Source organism: Sphingobium sp. RAC03 (assembly GCF_001713415.1).
GTDB lineage: Bacteria > Pseudomonadota > Alphaproteobacteria > Sphingomonadales > Sphingomonadaceae > Sphingobium.
In genome coordinates this window covers 18,310-35,546 of record NZ_CP016453.1, presented here as the reverse complement: position 1 = coordinate 35,546, position 17,237 = coordinate 18,310, and the positions used below count along the sequence as shown (strand labels likewise).

Sequence of the window (17,237 nt, the reverse complement as noted above, 5' to 3'; positions counted from 1 at the left end):
GCAAACGTTTGCAAAACTTTTTGCTTATCGAGGTAATTGTTTGGTTTCGAGAGGGGTTTAGGCCGAAGCGCGCAACACGAGCGTTGGCTGAAGGGAGACGGAGGCGGCCTCCTCGCCTGCGATCCGGCGGAACAGCAGGTCGACCATCATCTGCGCGCCCAGCACGAAATTCTGCCGAATCGTCGTCAGCGGTGGCGTCGTCTGTTCGGCGATGAACACATCGTCATAGCCCACCACGGCGACATCTTCGGGCACGCGCAATCCATGGTCGGCAATTGCGCGCAGCGCATTGAGCGCAATCACGTCCGACGCAGCGACGATGCCGTCCGGCGCCGCATCCTCTTTCAAATATGTCCGTACCGTCGCATAGGCGGCTTCGGCCGTGACATGCGAGGGCAGGACAGCGCCTTGCGGCACCCCAGCCTGCGCGATCGCCGCGTTGAAACCAGCAAAGCGGGCCGCGAATTCCGGCACCGCTGGATTGCCGACGAAGGTCAGCTTTTTCCGGCCTTGCGCCAGAAGATGCTGCGCAGCCAGCCGTCCGCCCTCGAAATTGTCGGACCCCACGGTCAACTGGCTGTAACCGGGTATCGACGCCCCCCACACGATCAGCGGCGCATAGCTGGCGGACACTGTTTCGATCACGTCGATCTGGTCCGATTGCCCGACGATGATGACGCCATCCACCTTGCCGGATTCGACAAAGGCTTTGAGCCACTGGTCGTTCGAGGGAATGACGCGCGAGAGCAGCAGGTCATAACCGCGGTCGGCCAGCGCGTCGGCCAGTGAGGCGATCAAGCTCATGAAGAAGGGATCGGTCAGATGCTGCTCGGTCTCATGGCCCAACGGCAATATCACCCCGACCGCGCCGGTGCGCTGGAGCCGAAAATTGCGCGCCGCGACATTGATCTGGAAATCATGCTCGCGCGCCAACTGTTTGATCTTGTCGCGGGTAGCGACCGCGACCAGCGGATTGTCGGCCAAGGCGCGGGAAACCGTGGATATGGACACGCCGGCAAGTGCGGACAGGTCGGCAAGGCTGGAGGCTTTCTGGCGTTTCATCCACATATCCCAAATCGACCACACCCATGCTTCTGGGCGTCATCGTCCCGCTACAGGCGTTTGCGCTATAGGGCGATTTGTCGGATCGGCGCAAATGGCGCTTTCCTGCCCTGCGGCCGATGGGCTTGCTCACGCAGGCCGCAGAGTCGCCAAACTGTAAGAGAGCGCCACTAGGCGCCGTCCCCGAAATGTCGGCGCGCTGGATCGCAGGCATGGATTGAGCGGACATCATGTGCTGACATCGTTGCGAGCGTCAAAGCAGAGCCTGCACCGGCGAACACCGCTGCGCGAACGGGCGGGGCGCGAAGGTCGGCTGCTCGCTTATTCCTCCGGCAATATGGGTAAGGCGCTGCTCTTTTCCGGGGCTGATCTCACCATCCTGTTTCTCCTGACCGACCTGTTGGGCCAGTCGCCGACCAGCGCGGGTTCCTTGATGCTGGTCGCGGTGCTGGGCGATCTCGTCTTCGACCTGTTGGCGGCAAAGCTGGTTATCCGTCTGCGACGCACCGGGCGAGGTTATCGCTGGATGGTCGCGGCCGCCGCCATACCCTGTGGCGCGGCCTTCGCCTTGCTCTATGCCCTGCCAGCGCTCGGCGTGCGCGATCTGTGGATCGTGGCGGCCGGGTTGCTGCTATTTCGCGGTGCCTATGCGGTGATCGACGTGCCGCACAATGCACTCATGGCGCGGGTAACCTCGGACAGCCGATCGCGCGGCCGCGTGTCGGGCTATCGCCTGTTCTTCAGCACGATCAGTTCGCTGGCGATCGCGATCATCCTTGCGCCGATGGTGCAGTCCGCCGGGCGGACAGGGGACTTCGATCGGCTTGCCGTGGCCGGTGTCATCGCCTGTATTCTCTTTGCCGCGACCATGATGCTTAGTGCCTTGGCGTCGAACAACGGTTCGACGCCCCCACCCGACCCAGCGGTCGAGGGCGACGGCATTGCGATACCGTTGCGCGACCCTCTGATCCTGGCGCTGGCGCTACTCGCCTTCATCACCGGCTTTGCCATTCCGATGTTCAGCCGGATGCTGCTCTATATCGGCACCTATGTGGTCCAGCGCCCGGATCTGGTGAAGATGCTGCTGCTGGGCCTGACCACCGGCCAGTTTTTGGGCGTTCTGGCCTGGACGTCGATGACTGGCCGGTTCAGCAAAGCGACCCTGCTGGCTGCAGGCCATGCCGTCTGCATTAGCGGCATCATGCTGTTCGCCCTGTGTCTCGCATGGCCCAATGCCCTGATCGCTTGCACGCTACTGATCGGCTTCGGGTTCGCCAGCATTTTCATGCTGCCCTGGGGCTTGCTGGCCGATGCCGTGGACGTCGTCGCCTGGCGTCACCATCGCCGGTTCGAAACCGGGCTATTCGCCTTCTATCTTGTGGTGGTAAAGGCGAGCGGAGCGGCCTCCACGGCGCTGATCGGCTGGACACTGGGCTGGCTCGGCTATGTGCCCGAAACTGTCCAGCCAGCATTGGTGCAGACAGCTATGCTCAGCCTGGGACTAGCCGTACCGATCGTCGGCAGCCTATGCGCGATAGCACTGATGCGCGCCAACGACATCAGCCATGCCCGCCATGCGCGCTTGCTCACGGCCCTGACGTACAGGCGCCAGCGCGCCGCGCGGCAACAATGTCCCCAGTTGTAAGAAGATCATGCGGCAAATGCAGATATTTGGCGGTGTCGCCGCACGCCACTATGCCAACATTCTCTGATTTGCATGTTCATGATGATGATCGTCGATAGACGCCGTGATGCTCCGCGCCGACGGACGCGCGGCGCTTAGCATTGCCTCGGGTGCGAACCCCGCCATCCTGCAATGGCGGGGTTTGCCTATGCCTTATGCGTTCTGCAGCAGCTTCGCGCCGCGCTGCACGGTCATGCGGTGCGTGCCTGCAAGGTCGGTCGTGCGCGTGCGGATATCCTTCATGAAGTGCCAGGAGCCTGCGACCTGCTGCGGCGTTACCTCTAGCGAGACATAGCCGCGCTGGCTGGTATCGCAGAAGGCCATGCCCGGATTGACCGCGCGGAGGGCGCGGGCGATGTCGGCTGGCGGCACGCCCTTGGCATAGGCTTCGAAACCCGGCGAGGTAACGCTGTGCCCCGCAAATTCCACGCCGACCCTATGCTTGTTCTCACCCTGGCCAGGGCCGCGCTCACCCAGATTATAGCCCCAGGCATTGTGGCTGTCGCCCGACAAGACGACAAGGTCGGCATCGGCCGCGAGCGCCGCGTCATAGAGGCGGTTGCGCGCCGCCGGATAGCCGTCCCAGCTATCCATATTATAGGGTAGCCCCGCCTGCGACGCGGCGACCGCACCGGCCAGCCTCGTGCGCACGATCGCCGGGGAATTGGTAGGCACCCAATCGGCCGCATTGATTGGAAAACGGCCATAGCCCATGATCACTTGCTGGGCGAGTATCTGCCAAGCTGTGCCGTCCTTCTTGGACTTGCCCAGGCCATCATAGAGCCACTTTTCCTGCTCCGCGCCCATCAGGGTGCGATCCTGCATGCTCCAGGCACCATCCCGGAAATCGGCCAGCGCCTTGGCCAGGTCGCCACGCCCGGCGACCGCTTCGCCGACGTTTAACTGCTTGTTGCGCGCTGTGATCCGGGTTTCAGGACGGAATATGGTCGCCAGCGTGCCGATCTGGAAACTGTCATACATCGCATCGGAGACGGGCATCCATTCGCGATAGACCTTCTGCGCGGCCGCCTTGCGCACCGCCCATTCGCCTTCCTTGTCGGGCTGATGATTCTCCGCGCCATCCTTATAGGCGTCATTGGTCAGTTCATGATCGTCCCATTGGGCGATCATTGGGAAGGCGGCGTGCAGCGCCTGAAGATCAGGGTCGAGCCGGTAGGAGGCGTAGCGCAGGCGATAATCGGCCAGCGTCACCATCTCGTTCGCCGGTTCGATGATCCGGCCGGGAACGGCGTCTTCCAGACTGGGATAATGACCGCGATCATATTCATAGAGATAGTCGCCGCAATGGATGACCAGGTCGATATCGTCGCGCGCGGCGGCATGGCCATAGGCGTTGAAGAAGCCAAAGGGCATGTTGGAGCAGGAGAAGAGGCCGATGCCGAAGCGCGACACGTCACCTTGCGGCAAGGTGCGGGTGCGGCCGATCCGGCTGATCGCGCCATCGGGCGCGATGAACCGATAGAAATACCATTGGCCGGGTTGAAGACCAGTGACGGTGATCTTCGCTGTGTGATCGGCATCCGCGCGGGCGGTGACTTCGCCGCCCGACACGACCTTGGTAAAGGCCGGATCGGTGGCGACTTCGGCCCGCAACTTGCTATCTCCCGATCCGACATAGCGGGTCCAGAGCAGCACACTGTCCATGCCCGGTTCGCCGCTGGCTACGCCATGGCTAAAGCCGCGCGCACCCAATATCTGCGCGGCGCCGGGAATGGACAGGGCCCCCAGGCCCAATATGCTGCCCTTGATGAGCAGGCGGCGATCGATGGTGAAGCGCATGATTGTTCCTTCCTCTCGCCGGTCAGAAGCGGCCGGTGAGCTGCACGCCGTAGAAGCGCGGTTCTGCGGGGATGTAGGTCGGGATGCCGAAGCCGCCGCCGGTATTGCCGGCATCGAGCAGATAGTCCTTGTTCGTGAGGTTGCGGATGAAACCTGAAATCTCGTAGCGATCATCCGCAAAGCCGATGCCTGCGCGCAGGTTCGCCAGCATGACAGCCTTCTGGCTGATGGCTTCGGTGTTCGGCACTTCGAAATAGATTTTGCTGCGATAGGTGAGGCTGGGCGTTGCGAAGACGCGCATGCCATTGCCCAGCGGCGCGTCAATGGTGAAGCCCGCCGCCGACTGGAATTTGGGCTGGAGACGGAACTGATCGCCCGCAAAGCGGCCATTGGCTTCCTTATTGTCGATGCCGCCATCGATATAGCCGCCATTGGCGAAGATGTTGAGCCAGCTGGTGGGCTGGATCGCGACCTCCGCTTCAACGCCCAGATTGCTGGCCGTCCCGGCGCTGACTGTCCGATTGACGCCGTCGGTGCCGGTCACACTGACCTGGAAATTATCATATTTCTGATAATAGACACCCAGCGAACCGGAAATGATGCCACTATTGGCCTTCAGCCCGACTTCATAGTTCCACACATTTTCCCCCGCGATCCGGTTGATGCGGGCGACGCCGCCAGCGGCCGCGTCCAGGCTGACGGTCGGTGACCGGCGGCCCTTCGACACAGTGGCAAAGCCGTTCAGATTGGGTGAGAAACGATAGAGGATATTGAAGCGTGGCAGGAAGGCGGCGAAACTGTCTTCGGCACGCAGGACGCGGCCATTGGTGTTGACCTGACCCGGAATCAGCGGCGCGCCGCTCAGCACGGAGTTGGGTACAGTCGTCACGAAGCCCGACCGGCGCTTTTCAATGAGCGCGCGGATGCCTGCCGTCAGTTCCAGCGACGGGCTGGCGAGCCAGGTGCCATCCGCGAACATCGAATAGCTGTCATTCTTGCCCTGATTTTCAAAGACCGAGTTGTAGGGAATGACTGTCGCCGCGCCTTGCGTGAGGATCGCCGTCGCCTGCGATGCCGTGACAGTGCCGTCGGCCGCTACACAGGCAAGGCCAGGGATCAGGCGTGTCGCGCACTGAATATAGGTGCCTTCTTCCGTCGAGAAAGGCACGCGCTGATTGCTTTTCTCCCGAAACATATTCCAGCCGAACGCGCCACGGAAATGGTCGCCAGCGTAGGAGAAGCGGGTTTCATGGCTTGCCTGCCAGCCCTTCGCCTCCTCGCCAAATTCCAGATACCAGGCGGCCGAACCGTCCGCATCGAAAATTTCATTGCTGTCGAAATCGCGATAGCCGTGGACCATCGTCAGCGTCCAGTCGTCGGCGATGTCCCAGCTGAAGGTCAGGTTCGCGTCATAAACGTCGCGGCGCAGGCCCAGCTTGTCGCCGCGCAGAGCGGAAGACGATAGCGGCGAACCGCTCAGATTGGCCGCGCCAAAGGGGTTGCCCGGCCCCTGCGAGGTCGGCAGTGCGCGCGAGATGAAGGGCGTGCCGGAATTGCGCTGACGGTCATAGGTAAGGATGAGATCGGCGGTGAAATTGTCGGTGGGCGTGAGGCGCAGCGAGCCGCGCACACCCAACTGGTCGCGGGCATAGAGATCGTCCTGCGTCGCCGACAGATTCTTTACATAGCCGTCGCGCTTCTTCCAGGCGAAGGCGATGCGGCCGGAGACCTTGTCCGACCCGCCATTGACGAAGCCGCTCAGCAATTTGGCATCATAATTACCGTATCCGGCGGTCAGCTCGGCGGCGAAACCGGGCTTGGGCCGGGCGGAGATCATGCTGATCGCGCCCACCGCCGACGCGGTGCCGAACAAGGTCGCCTGCGGTCCTTTGATGACCTCGATCCGCTCCATATCGTAGATGTCCTGATAGGAGCCACGCGAGCGGGAAATGTCGACGCCGTTATAATAAAGGGTGACGCGCGGCGCTTGCTGGGCCGATCCGCTGTCCGACGTGATGCCGCGAATGACGATGCCCGGATTGTTGGCGCTCTGTTCCTGGATGTTGAGGCCGGGGATATAGTTGGACAATTCGTCCAAGTCGGAAACGCCGATTTCCGCCATCCGCTTACCGCTGACGGCCGATATGGTGATGGGCACGTCCATCGCCCGCTGTTCGATCTTCTGCGCGGTCACGATGATCTGCTCGCCGCCTACTGCCTCGACTTCGGGCGCCATGGTCTGGGCCGCAGCTGGGAAAGCGGTGCTGCTGGAAAGTAGGGCGACGAAAAACTGCATACGGCGTGTCATGTTGGCGAACCCCTTTTTTGAATGAGGACGCCGATGCCCCAAGGATGTGACTTGCCAGAGGCTAGGAGATGACAATCAGATGAAGCTCGAACTGGATTGATGAAACGAAATCGTCACATTGAGCCGCGCCACGGCGAAGGCTCGCGGAGACAAGCGCCACCCCGGTCTTGTCATTGACCCAATCACTACGCACCGAGCCGCCAGCACCGCCGAGCGCCCCGTCAGGGCTTCCACCATCCTACCGCTGCCGGCCTTCCCCGGTTCAGACCGGCAGGACGAATTCGATCGGCGCGGTGAATTCGATCCGCTCGCCGCGCAAATCGCTGGGCGCGGGGGGATAGGGGGATGCACGCCGCATCATCGCCTCGGCCTCTTCGTCCAGCACGGCGTTGCCCGATCCTCGAATGATCGCGCCTTCCACTAACATACCGGTGCGATCGAGGATGAAACGAACCTGTACCAATCCCTCCTGCCGCCGCATCCGCGCGCGGCGGGGGTAGATTTTATGGGCATAGAGCCAGGATCGTATCTTGGCGGCATAGGTCCGGCTGGTGCCAGGCGGTGCCTTGACGTCCAGGCCATCGGCGACCCCGCTACGGGCGGCCGATGTCGTTGGCGATACCGAACCCGAAACGGGCTGGGCCGGGGGCGACGGTGCTGTAGATGGGGTGGCGACCAATACCGTGTGTTGGATCGATGGCGTAGGCGGCAGACTGGAAGCAATTGCGCTGATCGGCGGCGCGATCGAGACGGGAATGACGGGCGCAAGCGCTGGCGACGGGGGCGCGACAGGTGGTGGGTCAGCCGCAGCAGGCTGGGTAGGGGGAGCCGACGCCTCCGCTTCGTCTTTCCCCTGCTCCGTTCCCTTCAACACCGCCAGCGACACGACCGTCAGCACCGGTGAGTCTCTGCGCCGCGCGCCATGCCCCATGCCAAGGTTAAGCAGAGCCGCAATCAGCAGCCCGTTGACCAGCAGCGATGCCGCCGCTGGCCCGCCGATGCGAAAGGAAGGCGTTGCCCGTGCCATGGCGTTAGAACATATTGGCCACGGTGAACTTGAAGCTCTGCCCCTCTGCTGCAAGCGCGGAGAGATGGCGGCGATAGTGTTTGTCGAAGACATTATCCATCGCGATGCGGAACTCGAAACCTTTCGCCGCGCCGCTCTGCGGCCTGAACGCGAAGAAGAGATTATGGACGCTATAGCCCGGCGTCGGCAGGCCGGACCCGGCCGATGAGAAATTGCCCGTCGTCACCCTGTCCTGCCGTTCGGCAAATTCGCCGGACCAGCCGCCGGACAGGCCGGTGGCGGTATCGACATAGCCCAGCGTCAACCGATAGTCGTTGGCCGGAATCGTGTTGAGATAATTATCCGTTAGCCGGTCCTTGCCATCGACGAAGGACGCGTTGGCGCGGGCGAAGAAACCGCCGAGGCCATATTCCGCCTCCACCTCGATACCCTTGAAGCGTGACCGGCCGATATTCTGGAAATAGGGCGTTCCCGACGTGGCCGCCCCCTGGATGATCAGATCCTTGACGTCATTGCGAAACAGGGTCGTCTTGGCCCGAAACCGGTCATTCGAGCCTATCATGTCATCGAAGGACAGGGTGAGGCCCGCCTCGATATTATCCGATTTCTCCGGGCGAAGACCGGAATTGTTGGGACGCCCCAGGGGCGCGGGGGTCGCAGCACGCGTAAACACTTCGTCGACATTGGGCATTCGCACGGTGCGCGCCACCGATCCGAACAGGCCGATCCAGGGGGTGATGTTATAGAGCGCCGCCAGCTTGGGCGAAATGCCGCTATCCTTGACCCGCTCGGTCAGTGTCGTGCCGCCAACCACCGTGTCACCGGGTTTCAAGTCGTTCCAATCGACCCGGACACCCGGCATGATGGTCAGCTTGTCGGACCAGACGATCTCCAACTGCCCGAACAGGCCATAGCGGTCCATACTGCCTTCGGGATGGGTGCCCGCGCCCGGCGTGACCGTGCCGTCGAACGCAACGCGCGGGTTGCGCCGTTCCTGGGTACTCCACTGACCGCCTAGAATCAGGAAGGTCGTCCAGTCGCCGCTCATGGCGAACTCGCTGCTGTTCTGGACCTTGGCCTGCCAGCTTTCATAGGAAAAATCGGAATAGGCGAGGGGGCCAAGGAAAGTGGTTTCGGTCTGATGCACCTTCGATAGGGAATAGGCGATCTGCGCTTCGATATTGAAAATCTTGCTGCCGTCGAAGTCGTTTACATAGCCGAGCACCGCCGTCTTGTCGTGAACGCGGCGGCGCATCAGCGCCGCGCCTGTCGCTGCGGATATCTGATCATAGACCTGCGGCGCATCGCTCACCCAGTCCTGGTAGCTGGCCCAGATCGCATGTTTCTTGTTGCCGCCGATTGCTACCCGGCCCTTGACCAGCCAACTATCCGACAAGGTGGCGGAAGCCGCTACCGTTTCACCATTGCCGCTCTTATAATCGTCGCTGCGTCGGTAATTATAGCTGCCCAGCAGTTCGACCCCCTCGACCGGCTGCACCGCGACGATCCCCGACAGGGTATGCGCCTGCGCGTTGGTTTCGGTCGCAGCCTTCAGCCGCACCGCCAGCGGATCGCCATCGGCCAGAAAGTCGGACGCATCCTTGGTCGTGAAATTGATGACGCCCGCCAACGCGCCCGCGCCATAGAGGGTTGAAGAGGCTGGGCCGCGCAGCACTTCCACCCGCTTGTAGAGTTCCGGCTCGCTGAACAGCGCCCCCATGCGATATTGTTCGTAGAATTTGGTCACGCCATCGACGGTCAGCAGGATGCGGTTGTCGCTGTCGCCGATCGCCGTGCCGAGGCCGCGAATGTTGAACCCCTGACCCAGTTGGCCGACGCCGCCCTGGACATTGACGCCCGGCATGGCCTCCAGCAAGTCACCGATCGTCGTTGCCTGAATCTGGTCGATATCCTCCTGGTCCAGCGTGCTGACCGCCTGCGGCGTGTCGATCGCGACCTTTTCCGTGCCCGCGGATATCACCATCCGATCGAGCGTCATGCGCGTCGTTTGCGGCGCATCGGCGGCGGTGTCCTGCGCCCATGCCTGGATCGGCGTGACGATCAGCGCGGTCCCCAATGCCAGCTTCATTTTGGTCTTCAACATCATATGCGGCCCCCTTCGGCAGTAGGCGGGCGTTGACCCGCCCGGTCCAGCCAGCACCTAGCAGCAATGAATGATATTGCAAGTGAGTCGCATTAGATATAGTGCTGAGGCTAGAAAGGGGATTTATGAAGATATCGCGATTCCATTCCGCTGCGCTGGGCCTGACATTGTTCTGCACCACCATGGCGCAGGCCCATATGCCCTATATGTTGCCGACCACATTCGACCTGGGGGCCAAGGGCGACCATGTCACTGTCCAGGCGGCCTTTGCCGAGGACGCCTTCCTGCCCGAAGTCGCCATGCGCGACGCACCCTTCCATCTGGTCGCGCCCGATGGCCGGGACGTGCCGACCGGCCCCGTCACCCATTTGCGCGACCTGACTGTCTTTGAAGCGGCGATTCCCGCCGACGGCACCTATCGGGTGACCAGCGGCCAGCGTGCCGGGCGCAAGGGCAAGATGTTCCGGCAAGGCGACAAATGGGCGATGCGCGGTGAAGGCGGGACGCTGCCCGCTAATGTCGAGCAGGTCGATGTGCAGAGCATGACCCTCGCCGAAGCCTATGTGACGCGCGGCCAACCGACCGACACGACGCTCAAGCCATCGGGGCGGGCGCTGGAAATCCAGGCGATCACCCACCCCAACGCCATCGTTGCCGGATCCGGCGCCAGCTTTGCCTTGCTGTTCGAGGGGAAGCCGCTTCCTCAGGCCGACATCAGCCTGTTCCGCAGCGCTGGTCTTTATGACGGGCGCAAGGTCGTCGCGCAGATCAAAAGCGGAACCGATGGGCGCTTCGCCCTGACGCCGCCGGATGCGGGCACCTATCTCATCCTTGTACGCCATCGCGGCGCAGCCCCGGCAGGGTCCGAAACACCCTATCGCAGCTACACCTATACGCTGACCTTCGACGCGGCCTGATCGCCCCGTTCTTCCTTCATCGGAGATAGTATGAAAATCCAAATTTCTCTCGCTGCTGCCTTGCTCGCCATCGCCGGGAATGCCGCAGCCGCCCCACATGAAGGTTCCGCCTTCATCCGCGACTATGATGCCGACAAGGACGGGCAGGTGACCCGCGCCGAATTCGACGCCGGGCGACTGGCCCGCTTCCAGGCGACCGACACCAATGGCGATGGCTGGGTGTCGGAGGCCGAATATGTCGCGGAGTATCGCGCCCGGCTGGAACAGCAACTCGCCAGATCGGACCGCAGCGAGGAAAAAAAGGCGGAGGAACGGCAGCGTCAGATTCGCCAAACCCATGTCCGCTTCGCTGTACTGGACAAGGATAAGGACGCAAAGATGACCCAGGCCGAATATGACGCCTCCGGCACCCGTGCCTTCGCTGAGCAGGATAATGACAGGGACGACATAGTGACTGCCGCTGACGCGACGGCAACGGCTGCTCGCCAATTGGCGGCCCGTCAGGCTGCGGACAAAGCGGATCGTTGATGGCTGATGGGGGGGCAGGTTGCGACCGCGAACCTGCCTCCAACGGCATAACCGAAAACGATCTTCCACTCCAACCGTGCCGCACTAAAACTAACTCGCCACTCCAGTAGTCTTTTATCGCTGATCCATGGGTGATGGCGCTGCTATCTCATCCATAAGCCAATGGCGAAAGCGGCGCATCGCATCACTTTCCGGGCGTGAGATCAGACGAGTGAGCCAGTAACGGCCGACGTCGACCGTGATTGCAAAAGGCTGCATCAGTTGTTCCGAGGCCAGTTCGCGGGTGAACATCGCGAGCGGCACCAGCGCGACACCATGTCCAGCGGCAGCGGCCAAGGCCATCAGCGCTGAACTATCGAAAACGGGACCGCGCAGCATCGGGACAGGTACGGCTGCAGCCTCGAACCACAGCGCCCATTCATCGGGTCGGTACGACCGCAACATTTGTTCATGGAAAAGGTCGATGGGGGCCTTCAACCGCGCGGCAATGACCGGCGCACAGACGGGTGCCATGGGTGCAGCCAGCAATGGCTCGGCATGCGTACCATGCCACGCACCGTCGCCAAAGCGGATCGCGAAATCGAGCGCTTCGCCCGCCAGATCGACACGATTGTTGTTGGTCGAGATGCGCAGATCAATCGAAGGATGCAAACGGGCAAAGGCGTCCAGGCGCGCAATCAGCCAACCGGTGGCGAACGTGCCGACGACCCCGACCTTGAGCGCCTCTCGGAACCGGCCATCAGCATATTGGTCGAGCGTCGCGCCGACACGATCAAAGGCTTCGGCAAGTACGGGCACAAGCGCATGCCCCTCGTCGGTGAGCGCGAGGCCGCGCGGCAGCCTGAGGAAGAGGCGCGTGCCAAGGCGACGTTCGAGCTGCGCGACCTGATGGCTGACCGCGCCCTGACTGACGCACAATTCTATCGCTGCGCGGGTGAAATTGAGATGACGCGCTGCCGCCTCGAAAGCGCGCAGGGCGTTGAGCGGAAGTTGGGCGCGATCCATGGCCTTGCCATCGATTATTCTCATGGCTTTGTCGAGAAATCATGCTTTGTAACGTGCGACGTCGGCGGGCATCCCAGCGGTGAATGGGAGACAGGATATGATCGCAATACTGACAATCGCCGCCCTGGTTTCAGGTCCGCAACCAACCATCGGGCACGGGGCACCGTCTTTGGTCGCTGCCAAGGCCAGCGTCCCCGCACGAGGCCAGATCGATCCATTGACCCGCCCGATGGCTACAGAGCGGGCCAAGGAATGGCTTGCGCCAGTGCCGCCGGAAAAAATCTTCGGGAACACCTATCTCGTCGGCTTTGGGGGACTGAGTATCGCATTGATCGACACAGGTGCAGGGCTGATATTGATCGATGGCGCACTTCCGCAAGCGGCACCGGCGATAATGAATAATGTCCGCGCGCTTGGCTTCGACCCTAAAGACATCAAATTTATTCTGAGTACGGAACCGCATTTTGATCATAGCGGCGGACTTGCCGCGCTCGCCCGCGACACCGGTGCAACCATCGTTGCAAGCGCGCGCGGGGCTGAAGGCTTGCGGTTAGGGGCGCATATGAAAGATGATCCACAACTGGGTTATGGCGGCCGCTGGCCGCGTGTGACGCGCCTGCGCGCCGTCAAGGACCGCGAAGTGCTGAGGCTTGGGCGCACGGCGATCACCGCACACGCAACATCCGGTCATACGATGGGCAGCATGAGTTGGAACTGGAAAGCCTGTGAAGGCAAGGTCTGCAAGGCGATCGTCTTCGCCGCCAGCCTCAATCCGGTGTCAGCCGATGGCTATCGCTACATAGCGCCCTCAAGCGCTGCGATCATCAGGGGTTTTGCGGCGAGCTACGAGCGGATGGACAGATTGCCATGTGACATACTGATCTCGGCACATCCGGATAATGCAGGCCAAGGTCGATATAATGATACGCCTGGGGCCTGCCGCCGCTATGCTGCCCGATCGCGTGAATTGCTTGCGAAGCGCCTCACTCGCGAACGTGCCGGGATCGAGCCATGATGCGCGCTTCCTAAGCCAGGCTGGCTGGCAACGTCGCGCGTAAAGCGAGCGGCTTCGCCGTCTCTTCCCTAGGGCCGTTCACCGGTACGGGGATGACCAAAAGAGGGATATCGTCAGCAGTTTGGTCAAACCCCCTTGAATATTCGCACGCGCCGATTTATCGCGAATAATTCGCATTACTAAGCAAGGGGCGCTCTATAATGACCCGCGGCACAATCCGCGTGTGGTATCTCGTTCATAAATGGACCAGCCTCATCTGCACGCTGTTCCTGCTGATGCTTTGCGTCACCGGACTGCCGCTGATCTTTCACGATGAAATCGACGCGCTGTCAGGCGAACCCGACAGCATGGCGGTAGCGGGACCGCCTTCATCCAGCGATGCGCCCGGCTTGAAATCGCTTGATGCTTTGCTGGGGACGGTTTTGGCAAATGCACCGGGCCAAGTTCCGGTATTCATGGCGTTCGACAATGACACGCCACTGATGACCATCACCACGGCCCCGCAGCCGGACAGCAGTGGTGCGGACATGACCATTCACGTTCTTGATCGCGCGACCGGGGAAGTGACGGGTCGGGAGAGCGAGGAAGGCGTGATGCATTTTCTGCTCCAACTGCATACCGACATGTTTATGGGTCTGCCCGGCATGCTTTTCCTGGGTGCCATGGGCTTCCTGTTTTTCATCGCGCTGCTGTCAGGGACGGTTCTCTACGCGCCCTTCATGCGCAAGCTGGACTTCGGCACCCTGCGCGTGAGCCGTAGTCGGCGGCTGCGGCAGATCGACTATCATAATCTGTTGGGCATCGTTGCCCTGGCGTGGATGGGCGTCGTCGGGCTGACCGGCGTGATCAATGCCGCCGCGACGCCGCTGCGCCAGATGTGGCAGATGGGCGAACTTGCCGAAATGACCCGCGCCTATGCGGGCCAGCCACCATTGCCACCGTCGCGATACGGGTCGATCGACAAAGCCATGGCGGCGGTACGGGCGGCGCGCCCTGGCAATAACCCGCAATTCATCGCCTTCCCTGGGGGTGGGTTCAGCAGCAAGCATCATTATGCCGTTTTCCTGCAGGGCACGACGAAGCTGACCGAACATGTGCTGACGCCAGCGCTGGTCGATGGCGAAAGCGGCGTGCTGACCGACATCCGCCAAATGCCCTGGTACATGGTTGCGCTATCCTATTCGCAACCCCTGCATTTTGGCGACTATGGTGCGCTTCCGCTCAAGATTCTCTGGGCGATCCTTGACCTTTTCACCCTCTATGTCCTGTGGACCGGCTTGCTGCTGTGGCTGGGCAAGCGGCGTGCGGGCGCTGACGCGCATGTCCGAGAGGTCGAGAGCGGTGGTCTCGTGGCGGCAGCGGAATGACTGGCAAGTCCCGAAATCATGTCCGGTCGCTTCGCCATATTTTCGCGGCGCCGCTGATCATCGCGCTACTGAGTCTGGTCGGGCTGGTGTCTGCGCTGGCCGGTGACGGCGCGGCGGATTGGTTGTCTTGGGCAGCTCTCCTGGTCCCGCCTCTCGCGGTCGTCTGGGCGATGCGGAAACATAGACGCTGATTCAGCCCATCTTTCGATCTTTTATCCTGGGGGATACCATTGTGACGTCCAAATTTTCGCGCCTGATGATCGGCGCATCGCTCGCGACCTTCGCTGTGCCCGCCTTCGCGCAGGACAGTGCCATCATCGTTACCGCGCAGAAGCAGAACCAGACGGCTGTGTTGCGCGGAGGTAATGTCGGCATATTCGGCGACAAGGCTGCGCAAGACACGCCGTTCAGCATCAAGACCTATAATGAGGCGCTGATCCTTAACCAGCAGCCGCAGACACTCGGCCAGGTCTTGGAAAATGATCCCTCGATCCGCACGACGCTGGGCTTTGGGATTGCGGGCGAACTGTTCGTCATCCGCGGCTTTGCTCTGAGCGGAGACGATGTCGGGTTCGGTGGCCTTTATGGCATAGCGCCGCGCCAGTTGGTCGCGCCCGAACTCGCCCAGTCGGTTCAGGTACTGAACGGCTCCAGCGCCTTCATCAACGGTGCCGCGCCGGGCGGCAGCGGCATCGGCGGCAGCGTCAACCTGATGCCCAAGCGTGCGGGCGCGCGTGATCTCAATCGGCTGACCGTCAACTATACCGGGCCAGAGCATATTGGCGGTGCGTTCGACGTCAGCCGTCGCTATGGGGCGAACGACGAATGGGGCGTGCGGATCAACGGCACGGCGCGACGGGGCGATGTGGCAATCGACGATGAATTTCGCAGCTCCTACCTGTTGGGCGGCGCCATCGACTATGACAATGGCCCGCTGCGGCTCGCGCTCGACATCGTCTACCAGCGTGTAAGGGTGGCGCACCAGCGGCCCAAGCTGGTGGTCGGCAATATCATTCCTGCCGTGCCGGGGTCATCGACCAATTATGGTCAGCCATGGCAGAATAGCACGCTGCGCGATATCTTCGGGCAATTTAGGGCCGAATATGACATTGCCGACAATGCGCTGCTCTATGCATCATTCGGCGCGCGCGACGGGTCGGAGCGCGGCTTCTACCAGACCATAAGACTGACCGACGCAGCAACCGGCGCGGCCACGGCACAGGGTTCCTATATCCCGCGCACGGATAACAACGAGGCGGCTACCGTAGGTCTGCGCGCCAAGCTGGCATCGCGCCTCTGGACGCATGAGGTCAATGTCGGCGGATCGATCAACTGGCTGGTCAACCGCAATGCCTATTTATTCTATGCGGCCTCGCCGGTGGCGACCAATATCTATGATCCGGTCGCTGTCCCGCGTCCCGATGTGGTCACCTTCGCAGGCGGCGATATTGACGATCCGTTCCCGATCAACCGGCAGAAATTGAGCAGTCTGTTCGTGTCCGACACCATCGGTTTCTGGAACGACCGGCTGCAGATCACCGCCGGACTGCGGCTGCAGATGATCGGCAGCAAATCCTATGCCGCAAACGCCACGGGACCAATCGCTGCCGGTGGCTTGACCGGCCGCTATGATGAAGATGCCGTGACGCCGGTCCTCGGTCTCGTCTTCAAGCCCGTCAACGGCGTGTCATTCTACGCCAACCGGATAGAGGCGTTGGTGCCCGGCGCCACTGCAGCGGTCAGCGCCAATACCGGCACCGGCGTCCTGCCCGTCAGCAATGGCGGTGAGACGCTTCCCCCCTTTCTATCCACGCAATATGAATTGGGTGGCAAGGTTGCGCTTGGCAAGCTGAACGCAAGCCTGGCCTTATTCCAGATCGATCGCGACATCGCTATCTATACGCTCGACACGGCGCAGCCGGGCTTTCTTGTCTATGGCCCGTTCGGCACGCAGCGGCACCGCGGTATAGAATTGAGCATCGACGCGGAGCCGGTGAACGGCCTGCGCCTGATCGCTGGCGGATCGGTGATCGACGCCGAGCTGCGTCGGACCCAAGGTGGGGTCAATGAAGGCAATAAACCGACCGGCGTTCCCGAATATATGCTCAATGCCAATGTCGAATGGGATCTGCCGTTCGCCCCGGCGTTCACCGTTACGGGCCGGGCGGTGCATACGGGAAAGCAGGCCGCCAACCTTGATAACACGCTGTTCCTGCCTAGCTGGACACGGTTTGACCTCGGCCTGCGCCATGTCTCGCTGCTGGGCGACAGCCCGCTGACGCTGCGTGCGGGCATCGATAATATTGCCAACCGGCGTTATTGGGCGTCCGCGTTTGACAGCTTCCGTCCCGACCTGTTGCAGGGCATGCCCCGCACCTTCAAAGCGTCGGCATCGATTGAATTTTGAACATTCTGCCCGA

Annotated in this window: 12 protein-coding genes; 6 read left to right on the top strand and 6 right to left on the bottom strand. The window is 61.8% G+C overall.

Features of this window, described 5'->3' with window-relative positions:
* Positions 1-57 precede the first annotated feature (57 nt).
* Positions 58-1,062 (bottom strand): LacI family DNA-binding transcriptional regulator, encoded by a 1,005-nt coding sequence (locus BSY17_RS00125; RefSeq protein WP_069064430.1) that lies wholly within the window; start codon positions 1,060-1,062, stop codon positions 58-60.
* Between the two features lie 232 nt (positions 1,063-1,294).
* Here BSY17_RS00125 and BSY17_RS00120 point away from each other — a divergent pair, with 232 nt between their 5' ends.
* Positions 1,295-2,707 (top strand): MFS transporter, encoded by a 1,413-nt coding sequence (locus BSY17_RS00120; protein ID WP_237236157.1) that lies wholly within the window; start codon positions 1,295-1,297, stop codon positions 2,705-2,707.
* A gap of 192 nt (positions 2,708-2,899) precedes the next feature.
* Here the strand turns inward: BSY17_RS00120 and BSY17_RS00115 are convergent, their stop codons facing one another.
* The 4 genes from BSY17_RS00115 to BSY17_RS00100 all read right to left on the bottom strand — a co-directional run bounded on the left by BSY17_RS00115 (position 2,900) and on the right by BSY17_RS00100 (position 9,988).
* A complete protein-coding gene (locus BSY17_RS00115) occupies positions 2,900-4,546 on the bottom strand; it encodes an alkaline phosphatase D family protein (RefSeq protein ID WP_069063846.1) in 1,647 nt (548 codons plus the stop codon).
* A 22-nt stretch (positions 4,547-4,568) separates the two neighbouring features.
* Positions 4,569-6,842 carry a TonB-dependent receptor gene (locus BSY17_RS00110; protein ID WP_069063845.1) on the bottom strand — a complete coding sequence of 758 codons (2,274 nt, stop codon included), beginning with the start codon at positions 6,840-6,842 and terminating at the stop codon, positions 4,569-4,571.
* A gap of 274 nt (positions 6,843-7,116) precedes the next feature.
* Entirely contained in the window at positions 7,117-7,881 is a 765-nt protein-coding gene (locus BSY17_RS00105; RefSeq protein WP_069063844.1) for an energy transducer TonB, read from the bottom strand.
* Positions 7,882-7,885: 4 nt separating this feature from the next.
* Positions 7,886-9,988 carry a TonB-dependent receptor domain-containing protein gene (locus BSY17_RS00100; RefSeq protein ID WP_237236155.1) on the bottom strand — a complete coding sequence of 701 codons (2,103 nt, stop codon included), beginning with the start codon at positions 9,986-9,988 and terminating at the stop codon, positions 7,886-7,888.
* 122 nt (positions 9,989-10,110) lie between these two features.
* Here BSY17_RS00100 and BSY17_RS00095 point away from each other — a divergent pair, with 122 nt between their 5' ends.
* Positions 10,111-10,902, top strand: a complete 792-nt coding sequence (locus BSY17_RS00095; RefSeq protein WP_069063843.1) for a DUF4198 domain-containing protein — start codon at positions 10,111-10,113, stop codon at positions 10,900-10,902.
* Positions 10,903-10,932: 30 nt separating this feature from the next.
* Positions 10,933-11,430, top strand: coding sequence for a hypothetical protein (locus BSY17_RS00090; protein ID WP_069063842.1), 498 nt, complete (start codon positions 10,933-10,935; stop codon positions 11,428-11,430).
* Positions 11,431-11,544: 114 nt separating this feature from the next.
* Here the strand turns inward: BSY17_RS00090 and BSY17_RS00085 are convergent, their stop codons facing one another.
* Positions 11,545-12,435 carry a LysR family transcriptional regulator gene (locus tag BSY17_RS00085; RefSeq protein ID WP_069063841.1) on the bottom strand — a complete coding sequence of 297 codons (891 nt, stop codon included), beginning with the start codon at positions 12,433-12,435 and terminating at the stop codon, positions 11,545-11,547.
* 97 nt (positions 12,436-12,532) lie between these two features.
* Between BSY17_RS00085 and bla the strand changes: the two genes are divergently transcribed.
* From bla to BSY17_RS00065, 3 genes are all read left to right on the top strand, one after another.
* Positions 12,533-13,450 carry a subclass B3 metallo-beta-lactamase gene (gene bla, locus BSY17_RS00080; protein ID WP_069063840.1) on the top strand — a complete coding sequence of 306 codons (918 nt, stop codon included), beginning with the start codon at positions 12,533-12,535 and terminating at the stop codon, positions 13,448-13,450.
* 200 nt (positions 13,451-13,650) lie between these two features.
* The gene (locus tag BSY17_RS00075; protein ID WP_069063839.1) at positions 13,651-14,817 is read left to right on the top strand and encodes a PepSY-associated TM helix domain-containing protein; all 1,167 of its coding nucleotides are present in this window, start codon (positions 13,651-13,653) and stop codon (positions 14,815-14,817) included.
* Positions 14,818-15,049: 232 nt separating this feature from the next.
* A complete protein-coding gene (locus BSY17_RS00065; protein ID WP_083216933.1) occupies positions 15,050-17,224 on the top strand; it encodes a TonB-dependent receptor in 2,175 nt (724 codons plus the stop codon).
* The last annotated feature ends 13 nt before the right edge of the window (positions 17,225-17,237 follow it).

Excerpts from the sequence above, each read along its gene's own strand:
- BSY17_RS00125 (WP_069064430.1), bottom strand. The coding sequence starts at position 1,062 with ATGAAACGCCAGAAAGCCTCCAGCCTTGCCGACCTGTCCGCACTTGCC.
- BSY17_RS00115 (WP_069063846.1), bottom strand. The coding sequence starts at position 4,546 with ATGCGCTTCACCATCGATCGCCGCCTGCTCATCAAGGGCAGCATATTG.
- BSY17_RS00110 (WP_069063845.1), bottom strand. The coding sequence starts at position 6,842 with ATGCAGTTTTTCGTCGCCCTACTTTCCAGCAGCACCGCTTTCCCAGCT.
- BSY17_RS00105 (WP_069063844.1), bottom strand. The coding sequence starts at position 7,881 with ATGGCACGGGCAACGCCTTCCTTTCGCATCGGCGGGCCAGCGGCGGCA.
- BSY17_RS00100 (WP_237236155.1), bottom strand. The coding sequence starts at position 9,988 with ATGATGTTGAAGACCAAAATGAAGCTGGCATTGGGGACCGCGCTGATC.
- BSY17_RS00095 (WP_069063843.1), top strand. The coding sequence starts at position 10,111 with ATGAAGATATCGCGATTCCATTCCGCTGCGCTGGGCCTGACATTGTTC.
- BSY17_RS00090 (WP_069063842.1), top strand. The coding sequence starts at position 10,933 with ATGAAAATCCAAATTTCTCTCGCTGCTGCCTTGCTCGCCATCGCCGGG.
- BSY17_RS00085 (WP_069063841.1), bottom strand. The coding sequence starts at position 12,435 with ATGGATCGCGCCCAACTTCCGCTCAACGCCCTGCGCGCTTTCGAGGCG.
- bla (WP_069063840.1), top strand. The coding sequence starts at position 12,533 with ATGATCGCAATACTGACAATCGCCGCCCTGGTTTCAGGTCCGCAACCA.
- BSY17_RS00075 (WP_069063839.1), top strand. The coding sequence starts at position 13,651 with ATGACCCGCGGCACAATCCGCGTGTGGTATCTCGTTCATAAATGGACC.